Annotated in this window: 24 protein-coding genes; 17 read left to right on the top strand and 7 right to left on the bottom strand. The window is 53.4% G+C overall.

Annotated features, from left to right (window positions below; all coding sequences use genetic code 11):
* Window positions 1-40: 40 nt before the first annotated feature.
* Together ACT3T6_RS06040 and ACT3T6_RS06035 are read right to left on the bottom strand one after the other, a co-directional pair.
* The gene (locus ACT3T6_RS06040) at window positions 41-1,009 is read right to left on the bottom strand and encodes a PDR/VanB family oxidoreductase (protein WP_192526840.1); all 969 of its coding nucleotides are present in this window, start codon (window positions 1,007-1,009) and stop codon (window positions 41-43) included.
* The gene (locus ACT3T6_RS06035) at window positions 1,006-2,070 is read right to left on the bottom strand and encodes an aromatic ring-hydroxylating dioxygenase subunit alpha (protein WP_192526841.1); all 1,065 of its coding nucleotides are present in this window, start codon (window positions 2,068-2,070) and stop codon (window positions 1,006-1,008) included. The genes ACT3T6_RS06040 and ACT3T6_RS06035 overlap by 4 nt, the downstream gene beginning before the upstream one ends.
* Before the next feature lie 145 nt (window positions 2,071-2,215).
* Here ACT3T6_RS06035 and ACT3T6_RS06030 point away from each other — a divergent pair, with 145 nt between their 5' ends.
* From ACT3T6_RS06030 to ACT3T6_RS06015, 4 genes are all read left to right on the top strand, one after another.
* Window positions 2,216-2,881, top strand: coding sequence for a GntR family transcriptional regulator (locus ACT3T6_RS06030; protein ID WP_193054062.1), 666 nt, complete (start codon window positions 2,216-2,218; stop codon window positions 2,879-2,881).
* 180 nt (window positions 2,882-3,061) lie between these two features.
* Window positions 3,062-4,093, top strand: coding sequence for a TRAP transporter substrate-binding protein (locus ACT3T6_RS06025; RefSeq protein ID WP_192526843.1), 1,032 nt, complete (start codon window positions 3,062-3,064; stop codon window positions 4,091-4,093).
* A gap of 3 nt (window positions 4,094-4,096) precedes the next feature.
* Window positions 4,097-4,624, top strand: coding sequence for a TRAP transporter small permease (locus tag ACT3T6_RS06020; protein WP_192526844.1), 528 nt, complete (start codon window positions 4,097-4,099; stop codon window positions 4,622-4,624).
* Window positions 4,614-5,903 (top strand): TRAP transporter large permease, encoded by a 1,290-nt coding sequence (locus tag ACT3T6_RS06015; protein WP_192526845.1) that lies wholly within the window; start codon window positions 4,614-4,616, stop codon window positions 5,901-5,903. Before ACT3T6_RS06020 ends, ACT3T6_RS06015 begins: the two co-directional genes overlap by 11 nt.
* Window positions 5,904-5,934: 31 nt before the next feature.
* On the opposite strand, the gene ACT3T6_RS06010 is transcribed toward ACT3T6_RS06015, so the two are convergent.
* A complete protein-coding gene (locus ACT3T6_RS06010; protein WP_192526846.1) occupies window positions 5,935-6,831 on the bottom strand; it encodes a helix-turn-helix domain-containing protein in 897 nt (298 codons plus the stop codon).
* A gap of 150 nt (window positions 6,832-6,981) precedes the next feature.
* Here ACT3T6_RS06010 and pobA point away from each other — a divergent pair, with 150 nt between their 5' ends.
* Window positions 6,982-8,166, top strand: coding sequence for a 4-hydroxybenzoate 3-monooxygenase (pobA, locus tag ACT3T6_RS06005; protein ID WP_192526847.1), 1,185 nt, complete (start codon window positions 6,982-6,984; stop codon window positions 8,164-8,166).
* A gap of 136 nt (window positions 8,167-8,302) precedes the next feature.
* On the top strand, window positions 8,303-8,710 hold the full coding sequence (locus ACT3T6_RS06000; protein ID WP_192526848.1) for a nuclear transport factor 2 family protein: 408 nt from the start codon (window positions 8,303-8,305) through the stop codon (window positions 8,708-8,710).
* Between the two features lie 42 nt (window positions 8,711-8,752).
* Here the strand turns inward: ACT3T6_RS06000 and ACT3T6_RS05995 are convergent, their stop codons facing one another.
* From ACT3T6_RS05995 to ACT3T6_RS05985, 3 genes are read right to left on the bottom strand one after another with little or no spacing between them, the layout of a single operon-like run.
* Window positions 8,753-10,054 (bottom strand): amidohydrolase, encoded by a 1,302-nt coding sequence (locus tag ACT3T6_RS05995; protein WP_192526849.1) that lies wholly within the window; start codon window positions 10,052-10,054, stop codon window positions 8,753-8,755.
* A 16-nt stretch (window positions 10,055-10,070) separates the two neighbouring features.
* The gene (locus ACT3T6_RS05990; RefSeq protein WP_192526850.1) at window positions 10,071-11,528 is read right to left on the bottom strand and encodes a sodium:solute symporter family protein; all 1,458 of its coding nucleotides are present in this window, start codon (window positions 11,526-11,528) and stop codon (window positions 10,071-10,073) included.
* Window positions 11,521-11,733, bottom strand: a complete 213-nt coding sequence (locus tag ACT3T6_RS05985; protein ID WP_087110367.1) for a hypothetical protein — start codon at window positions 11,731-11,733, stop codon at window positions 11,521-11,523. Before ACT3T6_RS05985 ends, ACT3T6_RS05990 begins: the two co-directional genes overlap by 8 nt.
* 196 nt (window positions 11,734-11,929) lie before the next feature.
* On the opposite strand from ACT3T6_RS05985, the gene ACT3T6_RS05980 reads away from it, so the two are divergent.
* Window positions 11,930-12,820, top strand: a complete 891-nt coding sequence (locus tag ACT3T6_RS05980; protein ID WP_192526851.1) for a LysR family transcriptional regulator — start codon at window positions 11,930-11,932, stop codon at window positions 12,818-12,820.
* Between the two features lie 22 nt (window positions 12,821-12,842).
* On the opposite strand, the gene ACT3T6_RS05975 is transcribed toward ACT3T6_RS05980, so the two are convergent.
* Window positions 12,843-13,748: a LysR family transcriptional regulator gene (locus ACT3T6_RS05975; RefSeq protein ID WP_192526852.1), complete on the bottom strand. Its 906-nt coding sequence runs from the start codon at window positions 13,746-13,748 to the stop codon at window positions 12,843-12,845.
* 204 nt (window positions 13,749-13,952) lie between these two features.
* Here ACT3T6_RS05975 and salA point away from each other — a divergent pair, with 204 nt between their 5' ends.
* From salA to ACT3T6_RS05925, 10 genes are all read left to right on the top strand, one after another.
* Window positions 13,953-15,239 (top strand): salicylate 1-monooxygenase, encoded by a 1,287-nt coding sequence (gene salA / locus ACT3T6_RS05970; RefSeq protein ID WP_192526853.1) that lies wholly within the window; start codon window positions 13,953-13,955, stop codon window positions 15,237-15,239.
* A gap of 476 nt (window positions 15,240-15,715) precedes the next feature.
* The gene (locus ACT3T6_RS05965) at window positions 15,716-16,834 is read left to right on the top strand and encodes a muconate/chloromuconate family cycloisomerase (protein WP_192526854.1); all 1,119 of its coding nucleotides are present in this window, start codon (window positions 15,716-15,718) and stop codon (window positions 16,832-16,834) included.
* A gap of 57 nt (window positions 16,835-16,891) precedes the next feature.
* A complete protein-coding gene (gene catC / locus ACT3T6_RS05960; protein ID WP_087110376.1) occupies window positions 16,892-17,182 on the top strand; it encodes a muconolactone Delta-isomerase in 291 nt (96 codons plus the stop codon).
* A 67-nt stretch (window positions 17,183-17,249) separates the two neighbouring features.
* Window positions 17,250-18,221, top strand: coding sequence for a catechol 1,2-dioxygenase (gene catA, locus ACT3T6_RS05955; RefSeq protein ID WP_192526855.1), 972 nt, complete (start codon window positions 17,250-17,252; stop codon window positions 18,219-18,221).
* Window positions 18,222-18,331: 110 nt separating this feature from the next.
* A complete protein-coding gene (locus ACT3T6_RS05950) occupies window positions 18,332-19,699 on the top strand; it encodes a Rieske 2Fe-2S domain-containing protein (RefSeq protein WP_192526856.1) in 1,368 nt (455 codons plus the stop codon).
* Between the two features lie 26 nt (window positions 19,700-19,725).
* Window positions 19,726-20,214 carry a benzoate 1,2-dioxygenase small subunit gene (gene benB / locus ACT3T6_RS05945; protein WP_192526857.1) on the top strand — a complete coding sequence of 163 codons (489 nt, stop codon included), beginning with the start codon at window positions 19,726-19,728 and terminating at the stop codon, window positions 20,212-20,214.
* Window positions 20,215-20,238: 24 nt separating this feature from the next.
* A complete protein-coding gene (gene benC, locus ACT3T6_RS05940; protein ID WP_192526858.1) occupies window positions 20,239-21,264 on the top strand; it encodes a benzoate 1,2-dioxygenase electron transfer component BenC in 1,026 nt (341 codons plus the stop codon).
* Window positions 21,261-22,061, top strand: a complete 801-nt coding sequence (gene benD / locus ACT3T6_RS05935; RefSeq protein ID WP_087110386.1) for a benzoate diol dehydrogenase BenD — start codon at window positions 21,261-21,263, stop codon at window positions 22,059-22,061. Before benC ends, benD begins: the two co-directional genes overlap by 4 nt.
* 72 nt (window positions 22,062-22,133) lie before the next feature.
* Window positions 22,134-23,378, top strand: a complete 1,245-nt coding sequence (locus ACT3T6_RS05930) for a benzoate/H(+) symporter BenE family transporter (protein ID WP_192526859.1) — start codon at window positions 22,134-22,136, stop codon at window positions 23,376-23,378.
* Window positions 23,379-23,474: 96 nt separating this feature from the next.
* The gene (locus tag ACT3T6_RS05925) at window positions 23,475-24,671 is read left to right on the top strand and encodes a benzoate/H(+) symporter BenE family transporter (RefSeq protein ID WP_192526860.1); all 1,197 of its coding nucleotides are present in this window, start codon (window positions 23,475-23,477) and stop codon (window positions 24,669-24,671) included.
* Window positions 24,672-24,741: the final 70 nt, after the last annotated feature.

The following is a 24,741-nucleotide window of genomic DNA, read 5'->3' as shown; positions in this document are numbered from 1 at the left end:
CCTTTGGACTATCCAATAGGCTATTAAAGTGGCTGGCGTATTACAGATCCAGTACAAGCACTTTGCTTTTAGAGCGTGAACAGCAAGGCGTGAACTGGTCATTGGCAGCGTGTTCATGATCCTCCAGGTAAAGATCACGATGATCCGGCTCACCCTCCAATACGCGTGTTAAACACGTACCGCAAACCCCCTGTTCACAGGAGACCATCACTTCAATGCCGTTCTCGGTGAGAACCTGATGAACGGTCTTGTCGGCGGGCACGGTAAAGCTTTCGCCGCTGCTGGCGATACGCACTTCGAAACTGCCATCTTGCGAGCTGTCGGTCTCGGCGCCGCTGAAATACTCGGTATGCACTTGGTCGCTAGGCCAGCCATGTGCTTTACAGGTCGTCATGACCGCATCAATGAAGCCTTTAGGCCCGCAGACATAGACGCGGGTATCAGCGTCTGGCTGGCCAAGCAGAGTGTCGAGATCCAGGTGCTGGCTTGGCTCGCCATCATCGAAGTGGAAATGTACCTGGGCGGCAAAATCGGCATCAACAAGGCGTTGATAAAAAGCGGTTCGCTCCCGGGAGCGCGTGCAGTAATGGAGCTCGAAGGCGCCATCAGTATGCGCCAAGCGCTCGGCCATGCAGAGCAGTGGTGTAATGCCGATACCGCCTGCCAGCAGTACAATGCGCGGGGCAGGCTTGAGTGCAAAGTGATTCTTAGGCGCACTGATCTGCACAAGATCGCCAACCTGTATCTCATCGTGCATGGCGCTGGAGCCACCGCGTGAAGCGGGGTCGCGCAATACGCCAATCAAGTAGCGGTCGCGCTCGTCTGAGTGGTTACAAAGAGAATATTGACGGATAACGCCGTCTTTAGCGCGCACATCAACGTGTGCACCCGCGCTAAAGGCCGGTAGCTCCCGGCCATGCGGATCAGCGAGCTCGAAGGTCACGATATCGAGCGCCTCATCATGACGTGCCTTGACCTCCACGATAAGCGAAGGAACTGTATGGGTCATGCGGTGGCCTCCGCTTTAGCCTCGCGCTCCTCGGTGAGGATGCGGTCAATGATGCGGCGCGCCTGCACACCACCGCCGTCGATATTAAGCTTCAGCAGCTGACGGTCCGGATAGCGAAGCAGGTTGCGTTGCTGCGCCTCGAGCATTTCAAGATCCTCTTCGAAAATCTTGCCCTGACCTTCACGGATTTTATCCGTCAGCGCCTGATCCTCAGGTTTGAAATTGCGCGCCATGCCCCAGAAATACCAGATGGAGGTGTCCGATTCAGGCGTAATAAAATCCACCACCACGCTTGAGGCTTTCTTGTCCGCTGGCGCATCAGCGCCGCCGTTGCCAGCATGCGCGACGCCGACTTCGATCAATACATGGCTAGGTGGGGTGAAGCGACAAACCTGCCAGCGATCCACTGGAACGTCGTCGGCGAGGCCGTTGCCACGCAGCGCTGCCTGCCAGAAAGGCGGCGCAGGAATATTCTCCATTTGGCGGCTGGTAATGACTTCATCACCATTCACCTTGGTATCGGGTGCTGCCTCCTCGATTTCAGGCTGCCCGATACTTGAGGCATGGACGTACGTCTCATGGGTCAAATCCATGAGATTATCGATCATCAGTCGATATTCGCACTTAATATGGTAGAGCCCGCCGCCATACGCCCAGTCAGGGTTGTTCGCCCACTCAAGCTTGGGAATGAGACTGGCATCCGCTTTGTCGGGATCGCCAGGCCAGATCCAGATAAAACCATGGCGCTCCTCAACGGGGTACGATTGCACGCTAGGGAAGCCGCGAACGCGTTGGCCAGGCATGCTGTCGCATTTGCCGCTGCAGTTCATTTCAAGGCCATGGTAGCCGCACACCAGCTTGCCATCGCGCACGAAGCCCAAGGAGAGGGGCGCCCCACGGTGGGGGCAGAAGTCTTCCATGGCAGCGACACGGCCCGCATCACCGCGGAAGAAAACGAGTTGCTTATTGCAGATAGTTCTCCCCAGTGGCTTATCGTCGAGTTCATCGGGAGTACAGGCAACGTACCACGTGTTTAATGGGTAGGGGGCTGGCTGAGTCACGGGCTACTCCTTGTCGGAATTAATTATTGGTTTTTGTTGGTTTTGGATCCAAAGTAAAGGCCATAGAGGTTTTTATCGTCAACCTAGACTTTGGTGTAGGGTTCTGGTTAAGCACCCCAATCGTTATGGAAATGAGAGAAGACAAATGAGTAATAACAATCAGAGCGTTGCCAGCCAGCTACGCAAGTTGATTGAGGATGGTCACTATGCCCAAGGGGGGCGGTTAGGTGAAGAGGCCGTCGCAGAACAGCTCGGGACCTCAAGGACGCCAGTACGCTTGGCATTCCGCACGCTTGAACAGGAAGGGTTGCTCAAGCGTGCGGGCAAGCGTGGCTTTATGGTGCGTGAATTTACCGATGCGGATGTGCACTGTGCGGTGGAGGTGCGAGGAGTGCTTGAAGGCCTCGCTGCACGACGCTTGGCGGAATATGGCGTATCTGGTCAACAGCGTAAAGAATTTGAGTTTTGGATCCAAAAAGGCAGGGAAGTGCTTGATAAGGGGCACCTGGTTGAAGAGGATATTCAACGCTTGATAGAGCTTAACTGGCATTTTCATGAGCTCATTGTGTGCTCGGCCGGTAGCGGCGTTATCGCCGATGCCATTTCACGCAATAACCATCTGCCTTTTGCGGCGGCGGCTTCCATCGTAATTGATAAAGGTAAGCTCTCGCATGAGTACCGCAAGCTTCAGCTTGCTCAACTCCATCATGAGCTTATTTTTCAATCGCTGGTAAATGGTGAAGGGGCGCGTGTCGAGATGCTGATGCGCGAGCATGCGCTAATTGGAATCCGTTACTCGGAACTGCTTTGATAACGGCGTTCTTTATTTCGTATAAAGCCAACATTAAATACGGGTGGAAAGTCATAAAGGGTGTTGACGTAGACCAAGGTCGATTAGCTCTAAGGCGGTTAGTGGATTAAAGTTGGTTTAGTGAAACGAACTAATATTCGTTATGCGAACATCGCATGCTCAAGGCTCGGAGTCCCCCCAATGAAAACGAAATTAACTCAGTGCGTGTTGGCAGCCGTCATTGCAGGTCTAACGATGAGTGCGGCACAGGCTTCGACGACCTTGCGTATGGCTCATTTCTGGCCGGGCGCATCAGGCGTCAACGAAGATATCCTACAAGTATGGGCCGATACAATTGCTGAAGAATCCGGTGGCGATCTGTCCATTCAGGTATTTCCGTCGGGTACGCTAGCTAAGCCTGACTCCATTTACGAAGCTGCCGCCAATGGTATCGCCGACATCGGTGCGACGGCACAGGGCTACACGGCGGGCCGCTTCCCACTGTCACAGATTGTTGAACTCCCTGGTGTGGCAAGTTCGGCTACCCAAGGCGCTTGTGTATTACAAAGCCTTTACGACGATGGCCATCTGGCCAGTGAATACGATGATACGCGCCCGCTATTCATGTTCACTACCGGGCCTGGTGGCATTCACACTATTGGTACCGATGTTCAAACACCTGCTGATCTGGAAGGACTACGTATCCGTCGTCCAACGGCGGTTGCCGGTCAAATGTTGGAGAACATGGGGGCAAACCCTGTAGGTATGCCAGCGCCAGATATTTATACCGCCATGCAGCGTGGCGTTATTGATGGTTTGAGCTTTCCTTGGGAAGGTTTAAAGGGGTTTCGTATCAACGAACTGGTGAGCTACCACACAGAAGTACCGTTTTATACGCTGGTGTTTGTTGCCACGATGAACCAGCGTACTTATGAGCGCTTATCTCCTGAGCAGCAAGCGGTGATCGACAACAACTCCGGTATGAAGTGGGCAGAAAAGGCCGGTGCCGTGTTCGACCGTATTGATGTAGAAGGTAAGCAGGAAGCCGTTGAAGCGGGTCATACCATTCGTGAAATCGAAAACCCGCTTGAGAACCCTGATTGGCAAGGCCCGCTGGAAGCCGGTATCGAAACGTACCTCAGCGAGCTGGAAGAGCGTGGTTTGAGCCAGGCCCGAGAGGTCTATGAGGCAGCATTGGTAGCCAGCGCCTCTTGCGCAGGCCCTCAGGAGTAATTGATGCAGACCTACCTGGAGAAGGCCAGCCACTGGCTGGCCTTGCTATGTCGCTGGGTCGCGGGTGTGGCATTGGTGGCGCTTTTATTGGTAACCATTGCGGATGTGAGCACGCGCTATCTTTATCGTTTAACGGAAGGTGCCATAGCGCTACGCGTGAGCGGAAGCGTGGAGCTAGTGAGTTACTTGATGCTCTGTTCATTGCTGGCTGCCATGGCGGCCAACGTGGAAAAGAGTCAGGTTGTTGTGGAAGCACTGTCGCATAGCCTTCCTCAGTGGATAAAAAACCGGCTTCAAGGTGTTTATCTAATTGGTTTTGCAGCGTTAGGTATGGTGCTGTTTATAGGACTTCTGGATTCAGCGGCGGCTGCTTCGCGCCATGGCGAGGTCACCCAGGATTTGCGCCTACCGATGGGCCCAATCTACTACGCCGCAGCAGTACTTAGCTTGCTGCTAGGCGTGCGAAGCGCGCTGCACGCCCTGTTGGGAGCGCTGTTTGGCGTTGAAGGAGAGGTTTCCAATGGGGAGTGAAATGATAGGGGCTATAGGCCTTGGTCTGCTGTTGGTGCTGATGGTGTTGCGGGTGCCCGTTGCTCTGACCATGCTATTGATTGGTGTGGGTGGCTTTGCTTGGGTGATCAGTTGGAGCGCTGCTATTGCCCAGTTAAAAACGGTACCTATCGAGGTGCTTTCCAATTACAGTTTCAGCGCTGTACCCATGTTCATCCTGATGGGGGTGCTGGCGGCGCACTCGGGCATGGCAGGTAAGCTTTTTGATGCCACGCGTACCATCTGTGGTGGCTGGAAAGGTGGCCTGGCTATTGCGGCAGTAGGCTCATGCGGCGTCTTTTCGGCAATTTCAGGCTCTTCGCTGGCGACGGCTAGCACCATGACGCGTGTGGCACTTCCCGAAATGGAGCGCTATGGCTACAACCGTGGCCTGGCCACCGGTGCGCTGGCCGCTGGCGGCACGCTAGGCATCATGATCCCTCCCAGTATTGCCCTGCTGATCTACGCCATACTCACTGAGCAATCGGTGGGCGACATGTTCATGGCGGGGTTGATTCCGGGGTTGATGGGGCTTGTCATGTATGCGCTGACGGTAACCGTTGTCATGCGGTTGCGTCCCTCGCTGGCGGTGGCAGGTGAGCCTACTTCGTGGCGAGCCAAGGTGGGCTCAATATCGGGGCTGATTCCCTTCTTCGCCGTTTTTTTGGTGATGATACTGGGCATCTATTTTGGTCTTTTCACACCTACGGAAGGAGCAAGTGTCGGGGCTTTCGCTACGCTGCTCTATGCACTCTTCAAGGGTATGCGCTGGGTAGGCTTTTGGCGAAGCGTTCAGGAGACGCTGGCGCTTTCTGCTGTCGTCTTTTTTATGCTGGTAGGCGCTGAAACGCTTGGCTACTTTATTTCTGTATCGCGTATCTCTTTTTCGATTAGCGACTTCCTGTATGGAACCGAGATGGCGCCTATCGTCATCGTGCTATGCATCCTGCTGCTCTATTTTATCCTTGGCATGTTCATGGACTCGATAGCGATGCTGGTGATTACCGTGCCTGTCGTCTATCCCATTATTCAAGCGCTGGGAATTGACCCAATCTGGTTCGGCATTATTACCGTCTTAACAGTCGAACTTGGGCTGATTACGCCACCAGTGGGCATGAACGTATTCGTCATCAAGGCTATGGCACCGCACGTTAGACTAGGCGAAATATTTAAGGGAGTGGCCCCCTTTATTGTCGCTGATTTCATTCGCTTAGCGCTGCTTATAGCGTTTCCCGTGCTTAGCACGTTCTTTTTGCTTTAAGCATGATCAGGGTGGGAGCGTTGTGACGCGTCTACTCGCTACCCAGCTGGCGCTGTCGAAATTCACGCGGCGCCAGCTGGGTATTGCGCTTGAAGAAACGAGTAAAATAGGCTGGTTCAGAAAAACCCAGGTTATCAGCCACTTGAGCAATTGTCATGTTGGTATAAGTCAGTTGACGCTTGGCTTCGAGCAAAAGACGTTCATGCAGAAGTTCCAGTGCACTGCGGCATGCAATCTTGCGACATAGCAAGTTTAGATGAGCACTGCTAATACCGACCTCTTTGGCTAATGCTTCAATACTTGGCTGTTCTCGATAGGCTTTTTCGATTAGTGCTTGAAAGTGCTCGAAATGCTGCTGCCCTTTCTCGCGCCGCTGTGGTCCTAGACGTTTGAGGCTTGCCTTTGGAGGCATTACTAAACGCTCAAGCTCTATTGTCAGGGCTCGGGCCAATGTGTCCAGAAGCTGCTTGCGGCCAACGGCGGGTTGCCGATACTCCTGATCGACCTGGTCAACCAGTGTGGCAATCCGTGCTGCGCTATTAGCAGAGGTGAGATGATAAAAACCGGCTTTTTTCAATATCCTTCCATTATCCAATGTGCCATGCAGATGATCCGCCAGTGGTTTTGCTAACGTAATAATATGCCCATCCACATCAGGTGAGAAACGGAAACCATGAATGGTCATGGCCGGCACAATAATGACGGACATGCCTTCCAGTGGGTGGCTGCTCCCTTCTAGCTCTAGTTCAACGCTGCCTTGGCTAATCAATAGAATATGGACAAGATCGGCATGTCTATGCGGATGAATATGCCAGTCATGCAGACGGCTACGCTCTGGAATTGACTCGCAGTGCAGAAGATCCGGGGTTGGCCAATGCTGCGTCTCGCCATAGAGTTTAAACACTGGAATCGTGGCGCTTGGTAGCATCGCTTGCCCCCTTGGGATATGCGACTAAGGTTGAGTGATAATACCTTAAAAGTCCAAATAGTGGTTTGTATACTGCCTTATTATGCCCTCCGTTTCATTGAAAAATACAAGTCATGTATTTAAGCCAATGATAACAATGAGGCATCCCCTATGAAGACACAGGTCGCCATTATCGGCGCGGGCCCCTCCGGCCTGTTATTGGGCCAATTATTACACCGTCAGGGTATTGATAACGTTATTGTAGAGCGCCGTTCAGGTGAGTACGTACTCAGCCGTATCCGGGCAGGCGTGCTGGAACAGGGCATGGTGGATCTGTTGCGCGAAGCTGGTGTGCATCAGCGCATGGACAGAGAAGGCGTGCCTCACAATGGTTTTGAGCTGGCGTTTAATAATCGACGAGTACGTGTTCCGCTGGATAAGCTGACCGGCGGCAGCAAGGTGATGGTGTATGGCCAGACCGAAGTCACCCGTGACTTGATGGAGGCCCGTGAGGCCGCTGGCGCAACAACGCTCTATGAGGCGGAAAACGTTCAGCCTTTTGATCTGGACAGCGACTCGCCTTATCTTACGTTCGAGCACAACGGCGAAACAGTGCGGCTTGATTGCGACTACATCGCCGGTTGCGATGGCTATCATGGCGTATCGCGCCAGGCGATTCCGCAAGACCGTATTACCGAGTTTGAGAAGATCTACCCCTTTGGCTGGCTCGGGATGTTGTCGGATACGCCACCCGTATCCGACGAGCTGATTTATGCACGCCACGAGCGTGGGTTCAGCCTATGCAGTATGCGTTCCGCTGCCCGCAGCCGTTACTATCTTCAGGTACCGCTAGACGAAAAAATCGAAGACTGGTCGGATGAGCGCTTTTGGGAAGAGCTTAAGCGCCGCCTGCCTGATGAAGTGGCAGAAAAGCTCGTGACCGGGCCATCGATTGAAAAAAGCATCGCACCGCTGCGCAGCTTCGTGGTGGAACCCATGCAGTACGGCAAACTGTTTCTGGTGGGCGACGCGGCGCATATCGTTCCACCCACCGGCGCCAAGGGGCTCAACCTGGCGGCCAGCGACGTGAATACGCTCTATCGATTGATGGTCAAGGTCTATCAGGAAGGTCGAACAGATTTGATCGAGCGCTATTCGCCAACCTGCCTGAAACGCATCTGGAAAGCGGAGCGCTTCTCCTGGTGGATGACGTCCATGCTGCACACTTTTTCAGAACAGGATGATTTTAATGGCCGCCTACAGTTGGCTGAACTCGACTACGTGACGAGCTCTGAAGCGGGGCTCACAACCATCGCGGAAAACTATGTAGGCTTGCCTTATGAGTCGCTTGAGTAGCGCCAAGCCTGATTCTGTTTGCTCTCAATGCCCAAGTGCGTGCTTGGGCCATTACGGTATTGTTTGCTAGCTGGCAACAGGCCCGCGAGATGCCAAGGCTATAAAAAAACGCTAAATTACTTGCAGGAGTTCAAACGTGAATAACGCTACTACAATAGGTAATGCCTTCGAGATTGATGAGATTAAACACGTCGTGCAGCTATATGTTGATGGCTTTCAAGGCGGTATGGAAAAGCTGCAGGAGGCCTTTCATAAGGATGCGTGGATATTTGCTGTGGATGCTGAAGGCATTCTAGCGACTGATCTGATCAGCGCTCGTTTTGAACGCTGGGCGAATAGCTACCGAAAGGTCACAAGCCGTTTTATTGCAGTCACCCAAGCCGGGGACGTGGCCAGCGTGCTACTGGGTTTTGATAACAGTGACAATCTTGCAGACTCTTGGGTCGATGTTATTGCCCTGGTGAAGGTCGACGGTACTTGGAAGATTACCAATAAAACGGCTGCCCACAGCACCCGCGCGGCGTGGGCCAAGCCAAAACCTTAACGGCTGTGCTGGTAGACCGTGGCCGTTAAGGTTGCAGTGACACTAGGCTAAATAGGCGAGAGCGCCGGTTGCCATTGCCTCAATACCGGTTCGCAACGTCACGTCATTACCCGGAAAATAGTAAGGTGAATGAGGCATTTCAAGGTGGCGCATTTTCTGCGACACGCTCGTTCCTAAGGTTTTTGCCCAGCGCTCGGCGGGCGTGGCGCCAATAAACCAGTAGACGTAGGGGATATCTTTGCCACCAAAACCGCTGGCTTCGGCGTTGCCAAGCAGCGGGAAATCCTCGCTGGCATTAAGGCGTGGCATGGCGAAAAGGTTGGCATCGCCAAAATATTCAGTGTGGGCATGGCGAACATGCTCTACCGCCATCGGATCGTTGTGCAGAGCGATAGTCTCGTTGAGTGTTCGGAATTCCGGCAGTTTGGGCGAGCGGCCCGCTTCGCATTCTGCGCGGATAATACGCTTAATAGATGCCACTACTTGGCTATGCAGCACATCATCAAAGCTACGGATATTAATCTCAAGTTCGGCGGAGTGGGGGATAATATTAGCTTGGGTGCCCGCGTGGAGCTTTCCTACGGTGACCACCACGGTTTCTTCCGGTGGTACTTCCCGGGAAACGATACTCTGTAGCCGGGTGACCACATGCGCTGCGATCACGACCGGATCTACCGTTTGTGCAGGCATAGACCCGTGGCCCCCAGCGCCATGAATAGTCACCGCCAAATTAGTACAGGCGGCCATGGCGCTGCCAGAAATATGCCCAACACTTCCTGCTAATGCTGGCATATTGTGTTGACCTAAAATGATGTCTGGGCGTGGGAAGCGTTCATAGAGGCCATCATTTAACATCGCTTTGGCACCGCCAAAAATCTCTTCTGCAGGCTGACAGATGAGCATCAACGTGCCGGACCAGTGTTTTTTTAGCGCTGCCATCACAGCAGCTGTTCCTACAATACAGCTGCTGTGTAGGTCATGCCCGCAAGCGTGCATCAGTGGTATTTCATTACCATCTGACGTAGTAGTGGTTTCGTTACTGGCAAAATCGAGTCCAGTCTCTTCCTTGATGGGGAGGGCATCCATATCGCCACGCAGCATGACCGTACGGCCGCTTCCGTTGTGCATTAGAGCGACGACGCCAGTGCCGCCTACGCCGCGTGTTACTTCATAGTCGAGGCTTTCCAAAGCGTCGGCGAGACGCGCACTGGTTTTATACTCCTGGAAGGGAAGCTCTGGCGTTCGATGCAACTCGCGATATAGCGTTTGGATATCTACGAACGTTGCCTCGGCCTGTTTGCTGATAGCATCTTTTAAATTGAAACATTCTGTTTGGGTAGCCATGTGTTTCTCCAGGCATTCAATGGGGAGATGTTGACGTAGAGGCCGCAAGGGTGGGGTTAACCAACCACTGCCAGGCAGCCACAGTGCCGACGTTGATCAGCATCGCCCAGATGCCAGCGTGCCAGCCAAGTGGAGAGCCCCAGGCGAATTCCATCAGCAAGTAGGCCAGGCTGCCGAATAGGGCGCCCGCCATGACGCTAGCGCGGCGTAGGCGTGGCATAAACAGCGCGCCAATTACCATCGGGAAGAGTTGAACAATTAAGCCATAGGCGCCGAGTAGGAGTAGTACCAGCGACGAGGGGTTGGCCAGTGCAAACAGGTAGGCGATCAACGACAAGCCGAGCACGCTGCCGCGTGTTGCGCTGATGATCACCTTCTCGCTTGCCCCTTTCATTATGGTGGGGCCAACCACATCACGCACCAACACTACGGCAGCGGTATGGGCTAGATTAGCGCCTGTAGACATGGCAGCGGCCAGCGCGCCAGAAAGCATCAAGCCGACCACCCAGGGTGAGAAGTTGGCCGCGTCCATTACCATACGCAGGAGCACCGTATCGGAGCGTTCTAAAGGAGAGCCGGAGAAGGTCAAAATGCCCGCAAAGCCGATAAACAATAGCGGCACCAACAGATAGGCGTAAAGCGGGTAAAAGACGCTAACCTTACGCAGCGTCTTACCGCTGTCCGCCGAATAGAACTTCATAAACAGATGCGGCCACATGGCACCGCCGAAAGCACTGACCAGCACCGCAGTACTGAAATAGCCCCAGTTCATACCAGTGGCCCCAGGCATGGTCAGGTATTCAGGCATGGTTAACTGGATCTGGCGGAACATTTCGCCCACGCCGCCGTAGAGGCGCTCAGAGATGGAGAGGCCCAGGAACCAAGCGATGACTATCATCATGATTCCTTGGAGTAGGTTGGTCCACCCGATGCCGTTCAGACCACTACAGAAGACGTAGGCGGCGACTACCAGGAAGGCTAGCAATGCCCCCAGCCAGAAGGGGATCAGGCCATCAGTAGCCGCCTGAAACAACAGGCCTGCACCGGCAATCTGAATCGTAAGATAGGGGACTAGCGCTAGCACACCGATCACGCCAGCCAGCATACCCAGCGTTTTGCTTTGATAGTGATCGGCAATCATGTCGCCTTGGGTGAGATAGCCCCGTTCTCGACCTAGCTTGGCCACTCGTGGTCCCATGGCCCAAATGGTGATGGGCATCAGCGACAGGTAAGCGAGAATATAGAAGGCTGGTGCACCATGCTGATAGCTCCAGCCCGGCGCGCCCAAGAAGGCAAAGGCGGAGAATATTTCGGCGCCGAGGATGAAGAACAAAATCACCACGCCAACATGGCGTCCACCTGCTACATAGCCCTCTAGGCTTGAATTTTTCTGACCGCGAGCGCGGAGTCCCACCCATAGCACCAGAGCGAGATAGGTCAGGGTGATGCCGACGACAATGATTGAATCATTCATGGCGATCACCTCCGTGGCGAATCACAAAGGCTACCCACATACCGACAAATAGAATCAGCATCCAGAGGATGTACCAGAAAAATAGAAAGGGCAGTCCGAGTACGGTGGGTTCGATACGATTGGCGATCAGTGCGCCGGGCCAGATCATTGCCAGGGTGCACACCGCAAAGTGCAACCCTGTTAGAAGGTGGTATGTCTTGTTCATCGGGTTTCCTGCTCGTCATAGCGAGTCTTGTTATGGATTGTTTATTCACTATGAAACAAGCATTGGGATATCAAAAATATATCTTTTAGATGTTAGATATACCATTTAGGTATGAATGGGCGGTATGGTTTAAAGTGTTGGTAGCTAAGCTGCTTTTACTTGTGGTTCACGGGCGTATGCGAGGTGTTGTCAAACCATGGAGTTTCGTCAACTGGAGTATTTTATTGCCGTGGTGGAGAGCGGATCGATTTCTGGGGCTAGCCGCAAGGTACACGTTGCACAGCCTGCGTTGACACGGCAGATGCGCCTGTTAGAAGAAAAGGTTGGTACACCACTTCTGGATCGCCACGCTCGCGGGATCCGATTGACAGTGGCGGGGCGTGCGCTTTACGACGATGCTACACGCATGTTAGACGAGCGTGCGAATATCAAGGCGCGCTTGTTAGCGCTGGGCAGTGGGCAAACAGGAAAACTTAGCCTTGGTATAACCGTGACGCATTTGTGGGTAACCGAAGTGGCCAAACTCATGGGCGACTATCGTAGCCGCTATCCCCATGTGGCGCTGGATGTCTTGCCATTGCTTTCCGGCCCTCAGTTAGAAAAGCTGCAACAGGGTAGTCTTGATGTCGGTATTATCTATCACGATGATCATGCTCCGTCGGGCATTGACGCACGTCTACTTCAGCAAGATCACCTAATACTCGCCGTACCCACCTCTTCGTCTTGGGCACGATTGCCTCCGACAAAACTTGCGGACCTTGCTGAGGCTGAGTTTGTATGGGGGTACCGCAGTATTTCTCCAGTCTATTATGATCGTGTGATTACGCACTTTGCACGGCTAAACTTTGAGCCTCGCGTGGTGCAGTATGGCGCGGATAACATTACCATTCTCAGTATGGTTTCGGCAGGATTGGGGATAGCGATTGTCCCGGCTGCCAGTCGCTGCCATCCCATGCCTGGCATCCATTTTATTGAGCTAGAAGAGTTAACAACCTGTGATATGCCACTTTGGCTGGCGTGGCGCAGGAGCAGCGCATCTCCCGTGCTTGATAATTTCATCCAAATGGCAGGAGATATATTTGGATGAAGTTGGCGCTTTTTCGTTGTAATTACTCGGAAAACATCGTGAACATCAGCCCACGCAACCACCGACTGCCTGGGTCCTGGTGAAAGCGGCGGTGCCAGAAAAGGTTGATCGGGATCTCGGGAAACGCCAATGGGTGCTCTCGAATCGTTAGCCCAAAACGCTCGCAGGTAGCTTCGGCCAATTTATCGGTCACCGTGACGATAAGGTCGCTGTTGCTGATGATATAAGGAATGGCGGCAAAATGCGGCAACGTTAACCTGACGGGGTGCGTGATTTTGGCACGTGCCAGCTGCTCTTCTACGATGCCGTGGCCGGTACCTTGTGCCATTACCACGGCGTGAGAGGCGGTGCGAAAACGCTCCACATCAAACTCGCCGGTGGCCAACGGGTGACCCTGGCGCATTAGGCACACATAGCGCTGCCCAAATAGCCGTTGTTGATAAAAACCAGCCCCAAGCTGTGGAATAAGGCCAACGGATAGGTCGATCTGGCCCGCCTCCATCTCCTGTTTCAGGTCGCTATTGCGGCTGCGCACGGTTGTCAGTGACACGCCCGGCGCTGCTTTTGAAAGATGCTCAAGCAAGCGCGGCAGAAAGACGATCTCGCCAATATCAGTCATGTTGATATTAAAGGTGCGCTCGCTCACCGCGGGATTGAAAACCTCGTTTATGTTCAAGGTATCGTTCACTCTTGCGAGTGCATCGGCGATGCCGGGATGCAACTGACTGGCGCGCGGCGTTGGCTGAAGCCCTTGAGAAGTGCGCTCGAAGAGTTCGTCCTGCAGTAAAAGCCTTAAACGCTTAAGCGCATGACTCACGGCAGGTTGGGTAATACCTAAACGTAGAGCGACCCGTTGGGTGTTCTGTTCCTGGTACAGAAGATCAAAAACAACCAGTAGGTTAAGGTCGATATCCGTAAGTTTTACCATCCCTCGATGCCTCGTCATTTGTTCGACATTGGTCTATTTAATTTAAATGAACTGATTCCAACTCATTGTTTCGTAATGTTATTAGCGCCGCTTATAGTTCGAATGAAGAGGGCTGTGTGGTGGCCGCTGTTTCATCCGAATAGCGTTAGGGCAAGAGCATAAAGCTCAACATGATAACGATAAATCTCTGACCGGAGTGACAATATGCAAGCCACACAGGTGCAACAAAAACGTCTTTCTATTGGTATTATCGGTGGTGGCATCGGTGGCGTGGCCTTTGCGGTTGCGTTATCCCGCGATAGCCAGCTTGATGTTCAGCTTTTTGAATCAGCCCCCCAGTTCTCTGAGATTGGTGCTGGAGTTTCCTTTGGCCCTAATGCTGTGAAAGCTATTCAACGGCTGGGATTGGAAGCCTCTTATCAACGTATTGCCGATTCTTCACCCGCGCCCTTTGAAGATGTGTGGTTTGAATGGCGGCGTGGCAGTGATGACACTTATTTAACTGCCAGCTTAGCACCAGGCGTTGGTCAATCCTCGGTGCACCGTGCTGATTTTCTGGATGCCATTGTTGCCAACCTTCCTGACGGCATCGCTCACTTCGGCAAGCGCTGTGTCGAGGTGCAGCAGGATGCCAAGAGTGCAACGGCTTACTTCAGTGACGGTACGCACTTCACCGGCGACGTGATTATAGGCTTTGACGGGATTAAATCAGCAGTGCGTCAGCACGTTTTACCCCCAGAGCAGTACGGCGAGATTACGCCGCTTTGGAGTGGTACTTACGCCTACCGTGGCATGATCCCGACAAGTGAACTAGAGACTACCTTAGAGGCTCACGGCAGCAAGAAGCGTTTAGCACTAGTACCTCAAATGTATCTTGGTAAAGATCGTCACATCTTGACGTTCCCAGTTAAACAGTCGCAATTGGTTAATGTTGTCGCCTTTATTACTGATCGTTCGACAACAAATCCCAAGCTACCCGAAGGTGAAGAGTGGGTACAAGCCGTAACTCACAAAGAAATGCTGGGGGTGTTTAAAGATTGGGGTCCTGCTTGCCAGGCTATCCTGGAATGTATTCCAGAACCAATGCGGTGGGCATTACATGAGTTACCTGAGTTAACCCGTTACCATCGGGATCGCGTGTTAATCGTTGGCGACGCTGCTCATGCGCTAGTGCCGCACCAAGGGGCTGGAGCCGGCCTGGCACTTGAAGATGCTTATGTGCTAGCCAGCCTGCTGACAGATACTAGTTGTGATCGCCATAATGTGAGTGATGTGCTGTCTGCCTTTGAGCAGGTGCGCTATGACCGCACCTGCAAGGCACAGCGAACATCCCATGAAGCCGGGGATATCTACGAATATGCCGGTGTTGGTAGTAGCGCCGATGAAACCAGGCTGATCGAAAATCTGGAAACCCGTTTCGAGTGGCTTTGGGACCATGACCCCTATGATGATGTGGTGGCAGCAAGACATAAATTAGCCTTAGCTCCCTAACGTTACCACCAAGTAAGCCGTGAAATGACGCTGATTCGGCAGTAGCGGCTTATTCTTTTGTCGCAAAAGATTCATAACTCAGTGTACTTTGAAGAAAGAAGATTACCGCTACAAGCCACAGTAAGGCATAGGTTTTCAGGTTCGTAGATACCTTATCTAGCAAGTAGCAGGAGCTGCTTGTGCAAGAAAACAGCTATTTTCCGTACGCTACGCCATCCAATTCTTGGGAATGAGTTGCTTAGTTGTCGGGTGTTTTCTCAAGAAATTGATAATTAACAAAAAATAATGGATGCCGGCAGGCTTTGGCAGTGACGAGAGTGAATCAATAATGGCGTCGGAACGCTAAAACTGCCGAGCTAATTACTCCCTGGTAATACCTCCTTGGTATGGCAAAGCACTTAAACAATATTGGTTCCGGCTGACAGCGCCAATCAAACTGATATTCAGTGAAATGATTGCCTTACGCCGGAGTTGCCATGTCAACCGTCATCCAACATATCGAGACGCTGCTAGTCGATCTACCGACTATTCGTCCCCACAAACTCTCCATGGCAACCATGGCCTGCCAGACCATGGTCATCGTGCGTATGCGCCACTCTGATGGTATCGAAGGGCTCGGAGAGGGCACTACTATCGGTGGCTTGGCCTATGGCCCAGAGAGTCCAGAAAGTATCAAACGCAATATCGATACTTATCTAGCACCTCTGCTGATTGGTCAGCCTTCTACTAACATCCACTCCCTGCGTACGCGGCTCAATCGGCATGCTCGCGGCAACATGATTGCCAAGTCGGCACTCGAAACGGCGCTGCTGGATGCGCAGGGGAAGCGCTTGGACCTGAGCATCAGCGAACTTCTCGGCGGCCATCAGCAAGCGCATCTCCCCGTGTTATGGACGCTGGCTAGTGGCGATACCGCCAAGGATATCGATGAAGCGTTACTACGCCTGGAGCAGCGCCGCCACTGTGATTTCAAGCTGAAGATAGGCGCTAACCCTGTCGACCAAGATGTCCGTCATGTGGCGGCGATTAAAGAGGCGTTAGGCGATCGTGCCAGTGTACGTGTCGACGTCAATCAGGCTTGGGATGAGTCCGTGGCGGTGCGTGGTATCCAGGCGCTTCAAGATGCTGGCATTGATCTGATTGAGCAACCTATCCCTGCACGGGAACACGCTGGTTTAGTGCGGTTAGCCAACCGCTTTAACGTTCCAATGCTGGCAGACGAAGCAGTGCAGGATGCGCGCGACGGGCTGGGCCTTATCTGTCGCGGCTTCAGCGGTGCCTATGCTCTCAAACTGGCCAAGGCTGGCGGCATTTATGGCGCCTTAGAGCTGGCCCACGTCGCTCAGGCCGCCGGTATAGGTTTATACGGCGGTACGCTTCTGGAAGGCACTATCGGCACAGCCGCATCACTTCACGCCTGGTCCATCCTCCCAGAAATGGCTTGGGGCACCGAGATGTTTGGCCCGCTTTTGCAAAAAGACGACATCGTCGTCGAGCCTCTCAATTACACCGAGTTCGGTGTCGAGGTGCCTAAAGGGCCGGGCTTGGGAATGACGCTGGACGAAGATAAATTGGCCCACTACGCCCGTAAATAACCCTTGTGTTCAAGTTGCCATCACTAAGCGTACACGTGATTTAGAAAGGAGATAGGCATGCTTTTTCAAGTAGAAATGACCGTCAAACTACCGCCCGATATGCCGGCTGAGCAGGCGGCCAGGATCAAGTCAACCGAAAAAGAGTATTCGCAAGAATTACAGCGTCAGGGCAAGTGGCGTCACTTATGGCGGGTAGCGGGCAGCTACTCCAATGTCAGTATTTTCGACGTTAAAGATAATGCTGAGTTACAAGAGCTCGTTAGCAATCTCCCACTATTTCCGTATATGGAGATCAGCGTCAAGCCCTTGTGCCGCCACCCCTCCTCCATTCGCGAAGATGATAGTTAAACAAATACGCACCACGTCAGCTTATTACTAATAGAACAATATCTTATAAAAATCTGAGGATTATATAATGACTGTGAAAATCTTCGACACGCCAGAAGTACAAGACTTCATTAACACGGTCGCCGGGCTCGACCAGGCTGGCGGCAATGGCCGTGCCAAGCAGATTGTCCATCGCCTGGTGGGCGATCTTTTCAAGTTGATCGATGACTTCGATGTCACTGAAGAAGAGTACTGGGCGGCGGTTAATCTGCTCAACGCGCTGGGTAGCCAGACCCAGTTCGGCCTACTCTCGCCGGGCCTTGGGTTCGATCACTTCCTTGATATGCGTCACGATGCCATCGATGCCGAGGCCCAGCGCACCGGCGGCACGCCGCGTACCATCGAAGGCCCGCTGTACGTGGCCGGTGCCCCGGAAGCTGAAGGGTTTGCGCGTATGGCCGACGAAACCACCGAAGGCGAGACCATGTGGCTGACCGGCCAGGTTCGGGACGTGGATGGCACCCCGATTGCCGGGGCCAAGGTTGAGATATGGCACGCCAACGACAAGGGCGGCTACTCTTTCTTTGACCCGTCGCAGTCCGAGTATAACCTGCGCCGCACGATCTACACCGATAGTGACGGTCGTTATACCGCTCATAGCGTCATTCCCTCCGGTTACGGCGTTCCCGAAGGCGCGCCCACCGATGTGGTACTCAAGTCGCTTGGCCGTCATGGCGAGCGCCCGGCCCATATCCACTACTTCGTTTCCGCCCCGGGCCATCAGCACCTGACCACCCAGATCAACTTGGCGGGCGACCCCTACACGTTTGATGACTTCGCCTTCGCCACTCGAGAAGAGTTGGTGATCCCCGCCGAGCGCATCGACGACCCGGCTGAAATCGCCCAGCGGGACCTGAGCGGTCCATTCTCCCAAGTAGTATTCGATGTTGAGCTGACACAAGTCTCTGCCCCGGAGCTTCAGGCACGCCACGCTCGGCCCCGTGCCAAAGAGGACGAGCAAGACCTGGCCAGTCAACTGGCGGGTACTGCCAAGGTATAAGTCCCTCGGCACAGCCCCTGACTGTCCACCCCATGAGAACGGCAGACTCCCCTGAAACCTGTCGTTCTCAAGTTCAACAGCACATCATAATAACCCCGAGGAGCGCGATCATGACCGTGAAGCTTGATCAACTTGAAGCCCGTGTTCGCAATGCCGTTCAAGATGACCCGGCCAACGGCCGGTTCCGCTGCCACCGCAGCATGTTTACCGACCCCGATTTTTTCGAACTTGAAATAAAGCACGTTTTCGAAGGCAACTGGCTGTTTCTGGCCCACGAAAGTCAGGTCGCCGAGCCAGGTGACTACATGACCGTCACTATGGGCCGCCAGCCGGTAATCATTACCCGCGACAAGCAGGGCGAGCTGCATGGCCTGATCAACGCCTGTGCCCACCGCGGCGCGACCCTGTGCCGCCGCAAGCGTGGCAACAAGGGCACGTTTACTTGCCCCTTCCACGGCTGGACGTTTAAGAACGATGGCCAACTGCTCAAGGCCAAGAACGAGAAAACTGGCGCCTATCCGGAGAACTTCAAGCAGGATGGATCTCACAACCTCAAGCGCCTGCCGCGTTTCGAGAACTACAAGGGCTTTTTGTTCGGCAGCTTAAGCGACGATGTTATGCCGCTTGACGAGCATCTGGGCGAAACCACCAAGGTAATCGACAACATTGTCGACCAGGCCCCGGAAGGCCTCGAGATTTTGCGCGGCACGTCTTCCTATACCTTTAACGGTAACTGGAAGCTGGGTGCCGAGAACGGCGCCGACGGCTACCACGTAAGCTCTGTGCACTGGAACTACGCCTCGACTATGGAGCGACGCAATTACGACGCCGGTGGCACCAAGTCGGTCGATGCCGACGGCTGGTCGAAGAGCAAGGGCGGTTTCTACTCCTACGAAAACGGTCACATGATGCTCTGGACGCAGCTGCTTAACCCGGATGTTCGTCCGGTCTATCAGAGTAAGGACTGGATCAAGGAGCAGTTTGGCGAGGCTCGTGCCGACTCAATCGTCAACCAGACGCGCAACCTCTGCCTTTATCCGAACGCTTATCTGATGGACCAGTTCTCCACGCAGATTCGCGTGATTCGTCCTCTCTCCGTGGACAAGAGCGAAGTCACGATCTACTGCTTCGCCCCTAAGGGAGAGTCGGCGGAGGACCGTCGGTTGCGTATTCGCCAATACGAAGACTTTTTCAACGTTTCTGGCATGGGCACCCCAGATGACCTTGAAGAATTCCGTGCCTGCCAGGAGGGCTACGACGGCGCCCTAGCGGAATGGAATGACCTCTCTCGCGGTGCTCAGCAGTGGATCGAAGGCGCTGATGAAAACGCCCAGGCGATTGGCATGAAACCGCTACTCAGCGGGGCCTCCCCGGAAGACGAAGGGCTCTACGTGCTGCACCACAAGCACTGGGTCCACGAGATGCTGCGCGCCATCGATAAAGAGCGTAGCCAGTTTATCGCCACCGCGTCCGCCTGAGTGTCTGTGAAGAGAGGGAAAAGACCATGAGCATTAGCTATCACGAACTCCAAGCCTTCCTGTACCGCGAAGCGCGACTGCTGGACGATCGGGAATGGGACGAATGGCTCGCGCTTTACCGCAAAGATGCCGAGTACTGGATGCCCGCCTGGGATGACGACGATCAGTTGACCCGCGATCCGCACAGTGAAATTTCGTTGATTTACTATCCCAACCGCGAAGGGTTGGAAGATCGTGTTTACCGAATCAAAACCGAACGCAGCGGAGCGAGTATGCCGGAACCGCGCACCACCCATCAGGTTACCAATATTGAGATTTTGTCTCAGGACGACGACACGGTGGAGTTGCGTTTCAACTGGCACACGCTAAGCCACCGTTACAAGAAGACCGACAGCTTTTTCGGCAGCTCGTTTTATACGCTGGACGTGTCGGGTGAGATGCCGTTGATCACAAGAAAAGTCGTGCAGCTTAATAACGACTATATCCATCAGGTTATCGACGTTTATCACGTCTGACCCGATGGTAGAGGAGAGTTAATCATGAGCTATACCATTGCCCTCAACTTTGAAGACGGAGTGACTCGCTTCATCGGCTGTAAAGAAGGGGAAACCGTTCTGGATGCCGCTTACCGGCAAAAAGTTAACCTACCCATGGATTGCTCAGACGGCGTGTGTGGCACCTGCAAGGGTCACTGCGAGCAGGGCCAATTTGATATGGGTGATGAGTACCTGGAGGAAGCGCTTTCCGATGAGGAAGCCGCTGAGGGACAGATACTTACTTGCCAAATGGTGCCTTCTTCGGATTGTGTGATCCAAGTGCCAGTGGCCTCCACGCTGTGTAAAACACAAGTAGGCAAGCTTGAAGGCACGATAGCAGCGGTTGAGCAGCTCTCCGAAGACAGTATTGAACTGGTGGTCGATCTGGGTGATGAAGGAGGCCTCGCTTTTTTACCTGGCCAATACATTCATATTGATGTTCCCGGTACTGAAGTACACCGCTCCTATTCATTTAGCTCGCAGCCCGGTCATAAGCGTGCCACTTTCTTAATTCGTAATATTCCCAATGGGGTAATGAGTGGCTATTTGACTGAACGTGCCGCGGTGGGCGACAAGCTTACGCTCACTGGTCCACTGGGCAGCTTCTATCTACGCGAAGTGACACGTCCTGTCCTTATGTTGGCGGGCGGCACGGGATTAGCGCCATTCCTTTCCATGCTTGAGCAGATGGTCGAGAAGGGCTGTGATGCACCGATCCATATGATTTACGGTGCCAATAAAGATGATCATTTGGTCAAAACCGACGCGTTAGATGCCTTCGCTGAGAAGTTATCAAACTTCAGTTACGCCACCGTCGTCGTCGACGAAGCCAGCGAGCATCCACGTAAAGGGTATGTGACGCACCATATGGATGCCAGCGTAATGCATGACGGCGATGTCGACATTTACTTGTGTGGCCCACCCCCGATGGTAGATGCCGTTCTAAAGCACTTCGACGCAGAAGGCATTGAACCGCAAAGCTTTCACTATGAGAAGTTCACCCCTAACCAAGTGGGAGAGGGCGCATGAGCAATCAACGTTTCGCGAGTGCGCGTTTTCAAGATCGAATAATGGTGATCACCGGAGCTGCTCAAGGGATTGGGCTACGAGTTGCCGAGCGCGCAGCCGCTGAAGGCGCGCGTTTGGTACTGATAGATCGCGCTGACGCTATCCACGAAGTTGTCGCTGAAATTAGCAAGCAAGGAAGCGAAGCGATTGCGGTACAGGCTGACTTGGAAACGTGGCGAGGCGCTGAGCAAGCGATGCATACGGCGCTCGCTCACTTTGGCCGTATCGATATTCTGGTGAACAACGTAGGCGGAGCGATTAACTTCAAGCCATTTACCGAGTTTACCGAAACGCAGATTACAGCGGAGATCAACCGCTCGTTGATGCCCTCGCTTTGGTGCTGTCGAGCAGTGCTGCCAGCCATGGTAGCTCAAGGGCAAGGTGTGATCGTCAATGTTTCTTCAGCGGCAACCCGGGGTATTCATCGTATTCCTTATTCGACAGCGAAGGGCGGTATTAATGCATTAACCGCGTCGCTAGCATTTGAGTATGCCGAGCACGGTATTCGTATTGTTGCAACGGCACCTGGTGGCACAGAAGCACCACCAAGGCGTATTTCGCGTGGAACGCCAGAGCCAACGAACGAGACGGAAAAAGAATGGTTTCAAGCCCATATCGATCAGACGAAGCAGAGCTGCTTAATGGGACGTTATGGCACGCTGGATGAAATGGTCGCTCCTATTCTATTCCTTGCATCCGATGAGGCCAGTTATATCACCGGCAGCGTGCTTCCTGTCGCAGGCGGTGACCTCGGTTAACGAGTCGATTAAAAATAAATCTGTATAAGTGTTAACAATAACTCTAAGCACAATAATTCCCTGGAGCACACCGTGAAACATATCGAGAAGGGTGTCAGCTTAAGACATGCGCCCCGTGATTTTCTGCGCGATCTCAATGCCGACAATGCCAGTACGGGGTTGGTAGCGGGTATATTAGGGCTCGGCGTCGGCGTCGTTCACATCAGTGCGGGCACATCGGCCGGCCTCGACCCCTCCTTCATCATGATCTGGGTTATCAGCTACTTGATGATCAATGGCCTGTTTGGGCTTTTCATGCCCGCTTACTACCGTTTGCCGCTTCCCATGGCTAACTCCATTCCCGGGGCATTGATGTTTGCCGCGGTTATTCCGGTAATTGGCTTGGAAGCTGCCTTGGGCGCTAGCTTTATTGCTGGGGCTATCACGCTGGTTGCCGGTGTGACGGGGATAATGGGGATCGTCATGCGCTTGATACCGATGCCGATAGTGATGGGCATGGTGGGTGGAATGCTGCTTAGTTTCGGTCTCAATATGGTCAAGCCGCTTGAAAGTGCCATTGTACCAGCGTCGATCATGATACTGGCGTTCTTTATCTCTTCTCGGCTCTTTCGCAAGATTCCGCCATTGATCATTTCGATGGTGGCTGGTCTTGTCTATCTAACCGTGACAGGCGTTGATTTATCCGGCATCGACGCCACTATTCGATTCCCTGAGTTCATCATGCCTGCGTTTACGTTGGAAGCTTTCCTAACGTATGGCTTACCACTTGCTATCATCCTGATTGGAATGGAGACCCCTGCGGGAGTCGGTTTGATAAAGGGGATGGGCTATAAAGATGCGCCAGCGAATGCGATTACCGCTGTAGGGGGCTTAGGTACCATGGTGTCGTCATTCTTTAATCTGCATAGCACCTGCATTGCGGCGCCCATGACCGGCGTATGCGCTTCTCCAGAAGCGGGAGCCCCCGATAAACGTTGGGTTGCTGCCGTGATAGCAGGAGCTATTTTCGTAATTGCCGCGCCATTCTACGGTTACGTGGTCAGCTTACTGGAGGCTACGCCGCGCTATTTCATCGCCATTATTGCGGGATTGGCGCTAATGCGCGTGATTACTTCCTCGATGGCCATCGCCTTTTCTGGCAGAAAGCATGAAATAGGCGCGTTGTTCGCCTTTCTGATCGCCGCTTCCGGTATTCAGATTCTTGGCATTGGCGCCACGTTTTGGGCGTTAGTGCTGGGTGTCGTTGTTTCGGCAATCGTCGAAACCAAAGACTTTGACGTCATTTTTACTCGTGGAGCAGCTGACCTCTCGCCTTGAAACTCACCTCGGCGTTGCTTGATACGGCCTCAGTAAGCAGATGCTTGCCGGGGCCGTTGGTTGCTCGTTAAATACTGACACGGGGAAGTGTGTTGCATGCAATTTCATAAGCAATTGCAAAAGGATTTGTCGATCCCTGCCATCACTGCTGGTTTTGTGGCGGTGCTAATTTCTTACTCCGGGCCCTTGGCCATTTTTTTCCAAGCGGCTCAGAGTGCCGAAATATCCAGTGCCATGATGACGTCCTGGGTGTGGGCTATCTCTATCGGCGCAGCTATCTCGGGTATCTTTTTAAGCCTGTGGTTAAAAGTGCCGGTGGTGACCGCTTGGTCGGCGCCGGGGACTGCGCTGTTGGTAACGCTGTTCCCGGGGTTGACGCTCAATGAAGCGGTGGGCGCCTACCTAACAGCCGCTGTGATCATTTTTCTGATCGGCGTTACAGGCACTTTTGACCGCATTATCCGAATGATACCGCCAGGTATCGCCAGCGCGATGATGGCAGGCATTCTGTTCCAATTCGGGGTGGGCGTCTTCGTCTCTTTAGAGAGTGTGCCGGCGCTGGCGATTGGTATGATTATCGCTTATTTGCTCTTTAAGCGACTTACTCCGCGCTATAGCCTGGTACTGCTATTAATTGCTGGTATCACGTTAGCCGTCTTGCTGGAGGGCGCGAGCCTGGAGGGAGTGGCACTCCAGCTTGCCGAGCCTCAGCTTATTCGCCCTGAGTGGTCCTGGAATGCGACCCTGAGCTTGGCTATTCCCTTGGTACTGGTGAGTTTGACGGGACAGTTCCTACCCGGCATGGCGATTCTACGCGCCTCTGGGTATTCGACCCCGGCCAGACCAATCGTTATCGTGGCTAGCGCAACGTCCTTTTTCACCGCTTTTTTTGGCGGTATCACCACGGTAATCGCAGCGATTACCGCGGCAATCTGTACCAGTAAGGAAGCTCACGAAGATCCTGCTAAGCGCTATGTTGCCGGGGTGGCAAATGGGGTTTTCTACCTGTTTGGTGCTATTTTTGCAGACACTATTGTAGCGCTATTTACGTCGTTGCCAGGGGAGTTTGTGGCGGTACTCGCAGGCCTTGCACTGCTTGGCGCGATTAGTAGCAATATCAGTGCGTTTGCGGCCGAAAAGAGCCATCTGGAAGCCTCTGTCATTACGTTTATTGCCACCGCCTCTGGCATTAGTTTTCTAGGCTTAGGCTCCGCCTTCTGGGGAGTGATCGTTGGGGCGCTTGCCTATAACCTGCTGCATCGACGTTTTAACTCGCTTAACCATAAAACCTAATAACCGTGATACTGCTTACGCGGTAGTGGGGTGGACCATGGAAAAGATCGTTGTGGCGGTTGATGGATGA

Source organism: Halomonas sp. 72, from assembly GCF_052379785.1.
Taxonomy (GTDB): Bacteria; Pseudomonadota; Gammaproteobacteria; order Pseudomonadales; family Halomonadaceae; genus Vreelandella; species Vreelandella citrativorans.
Note: the sequence above shows the minus strand (reverse complement) of the source record. Positions and strands in the feature narration are given on the sequence as shown.

What these genes read in the sequence shown, in the direction of transcription:
- ACT3T6_RS06015 (WP_192526845.1), top strand. Translation starts at nt 4,614, where the DNA reads ATGGGGAGTGAAATGATAGGGGCTATAGGCCTTGGTCTGCTGTTGGTG.
- catC (WP_087110376.1), top strand. Translation starts at nt 16,892, where the DNA reads ATGCTTTTTCAAGTAGAAATGACCGTCAAACTACCGCCCGATATGCCG.
- ACT3T6_RS05985 (WP_087110367.1), bottom strand. Translation starts at nt 11,733, where the DNA reads ATGAACAAGACATACCACCTTCTAACAGGGTTGCACTTTGCGGTGTGC.
- ACT3T6_RS06040 (WP_192526840.1), bottom strand. Translation starts at nt 1,009, where the DNA reads ATGACCCATACAGTTCCTTCGCTTATCGTGGAGGTCAAGGCACGTCAT.
- ACT3T6_RS05975 (WP_192526852.1), bottom strand. Translation starts at nt 13,748, where the DNA reads ATGGTAAAACTTACGGATATCGACCTTAACCTACTGGTTGTTTTTGAT.
- ACT3T6_RS05950 (WP_192526856.1), top strand. Translation starts at nt 18,332, where the DNA reads ATGACCGTGAAGCTTGATCAACTTGAAGCCCGTGTTCGCAATGCCGTT.
- catA (WP_192526855.1), top strand. Translation starts at nt 17,250, where the DNA reads ATGACTGTGAAAATCTTCGACACGCCAGAAGTACAAGACTTCATTAAC.
- ACT3T6_RS06020 (WP_192526844.1), top strand. Translation starts at nt 4,097, where the DNA reads ATGCAGACCTACCTGGAGAAGGCCAGCCACTGGCTGGCCTTGCTATGT.
- benD (WP_087110386.1), top strand. Translation starts at nt 21,261, where the DNA reads ATGAGCAATCAACGTTTCGCGAGTGCGCGTTTTCAAGATCGAATAATG.
- ACT3T6_RS05980 (WP_192526851.1), top strand. Translation starts at nt 11,930, where the DNA reads ATGGAGTTTCGTCAACTGGAGTATTTTATTGCCGTGGTGGAGAGCGGA.
- ACT3T6_RS05965 (WP_192526854.1), top strand. Translation starts at nt 15,716, where the DNA reads ATGTCAACCGTCATCCAACATATCGAGACGCTGCTAGTCGATCTACCG.
- pobA (WP_192526847.1), top strand. Translation starts at nt 6,982, where the DNA reads ATGAAGACACAGGTCGCCATTATCGGCGCGGGCCCCTCCGGCCTGTTA.
- benC (WP_192526858.1), top strand. Translation starts at nt 20,239, where the DNA reads ATGAGCTATACCATTGCCCTCAACTTTGAAGACGGAGTGACTCGCTTC.
- ACT3T6_RS05990 (WP_192526850.1), bottom strand. Translation starts at nt 11,528, where the DNA reads ATGAATGATTCAATCATTGTCGTCGGCATCACCCTGACCTATCTCGCT.
- ACT3T6_RS05995 (WP_192526849.1), bottom strand. Translation starts at nt 10,054, where the DNA reads ATGGCTACCCAAACAGAATGTTTCAATTTAAAAGATGCTATCAGCAAA.
- benB (WP_192526857.1), top strand. Translation starts at nt 19,726, where the DNA reads ATGAGCATTAGCTATCACGAACTCCAAGCCTTCCTGTACCGCGAAGCG.
- salA (WP_192526853.1), top strand. Translation starts at nt 13,953, where the DNA reads ATGCAAGCCACACAGGTGCAACAAAAACGTCTTTCTATTGGTATTATC.
- ACT3T6_RS06030 (WP_193054062.1), top strand. Translation starts at nt 2,216, where the DNA reads ATGAGTAATAACAATCAGAGCGTTGCCAGCCAGCTACGCAAGTTGATT.
- ACT3T6_RS06010 (WP_192526846.1), bottom strand. Translation starts at nt 6,831, where the DNA reads ATGCTACCAAGCGCCACGATTCCAGTGTTTAAACTCTATGGCGAGACG.
- ACT3T6_RS06025 (WP_192526843.1), top strand. Translation starts at nt 3,062, where the DNA reads ATGAAAACGAAATTAACTCAGTGCGTGTTGGCAGCCGTCATTGCAGGT.
- ACT3T6_RS05925 (WP_192526860.1), top strand. Translation starts at nt 23,475, where the DNA reads ATGCAATTTCATAAGCAATTGCAAAAGGATTTGTCGATCCCTGCCATC.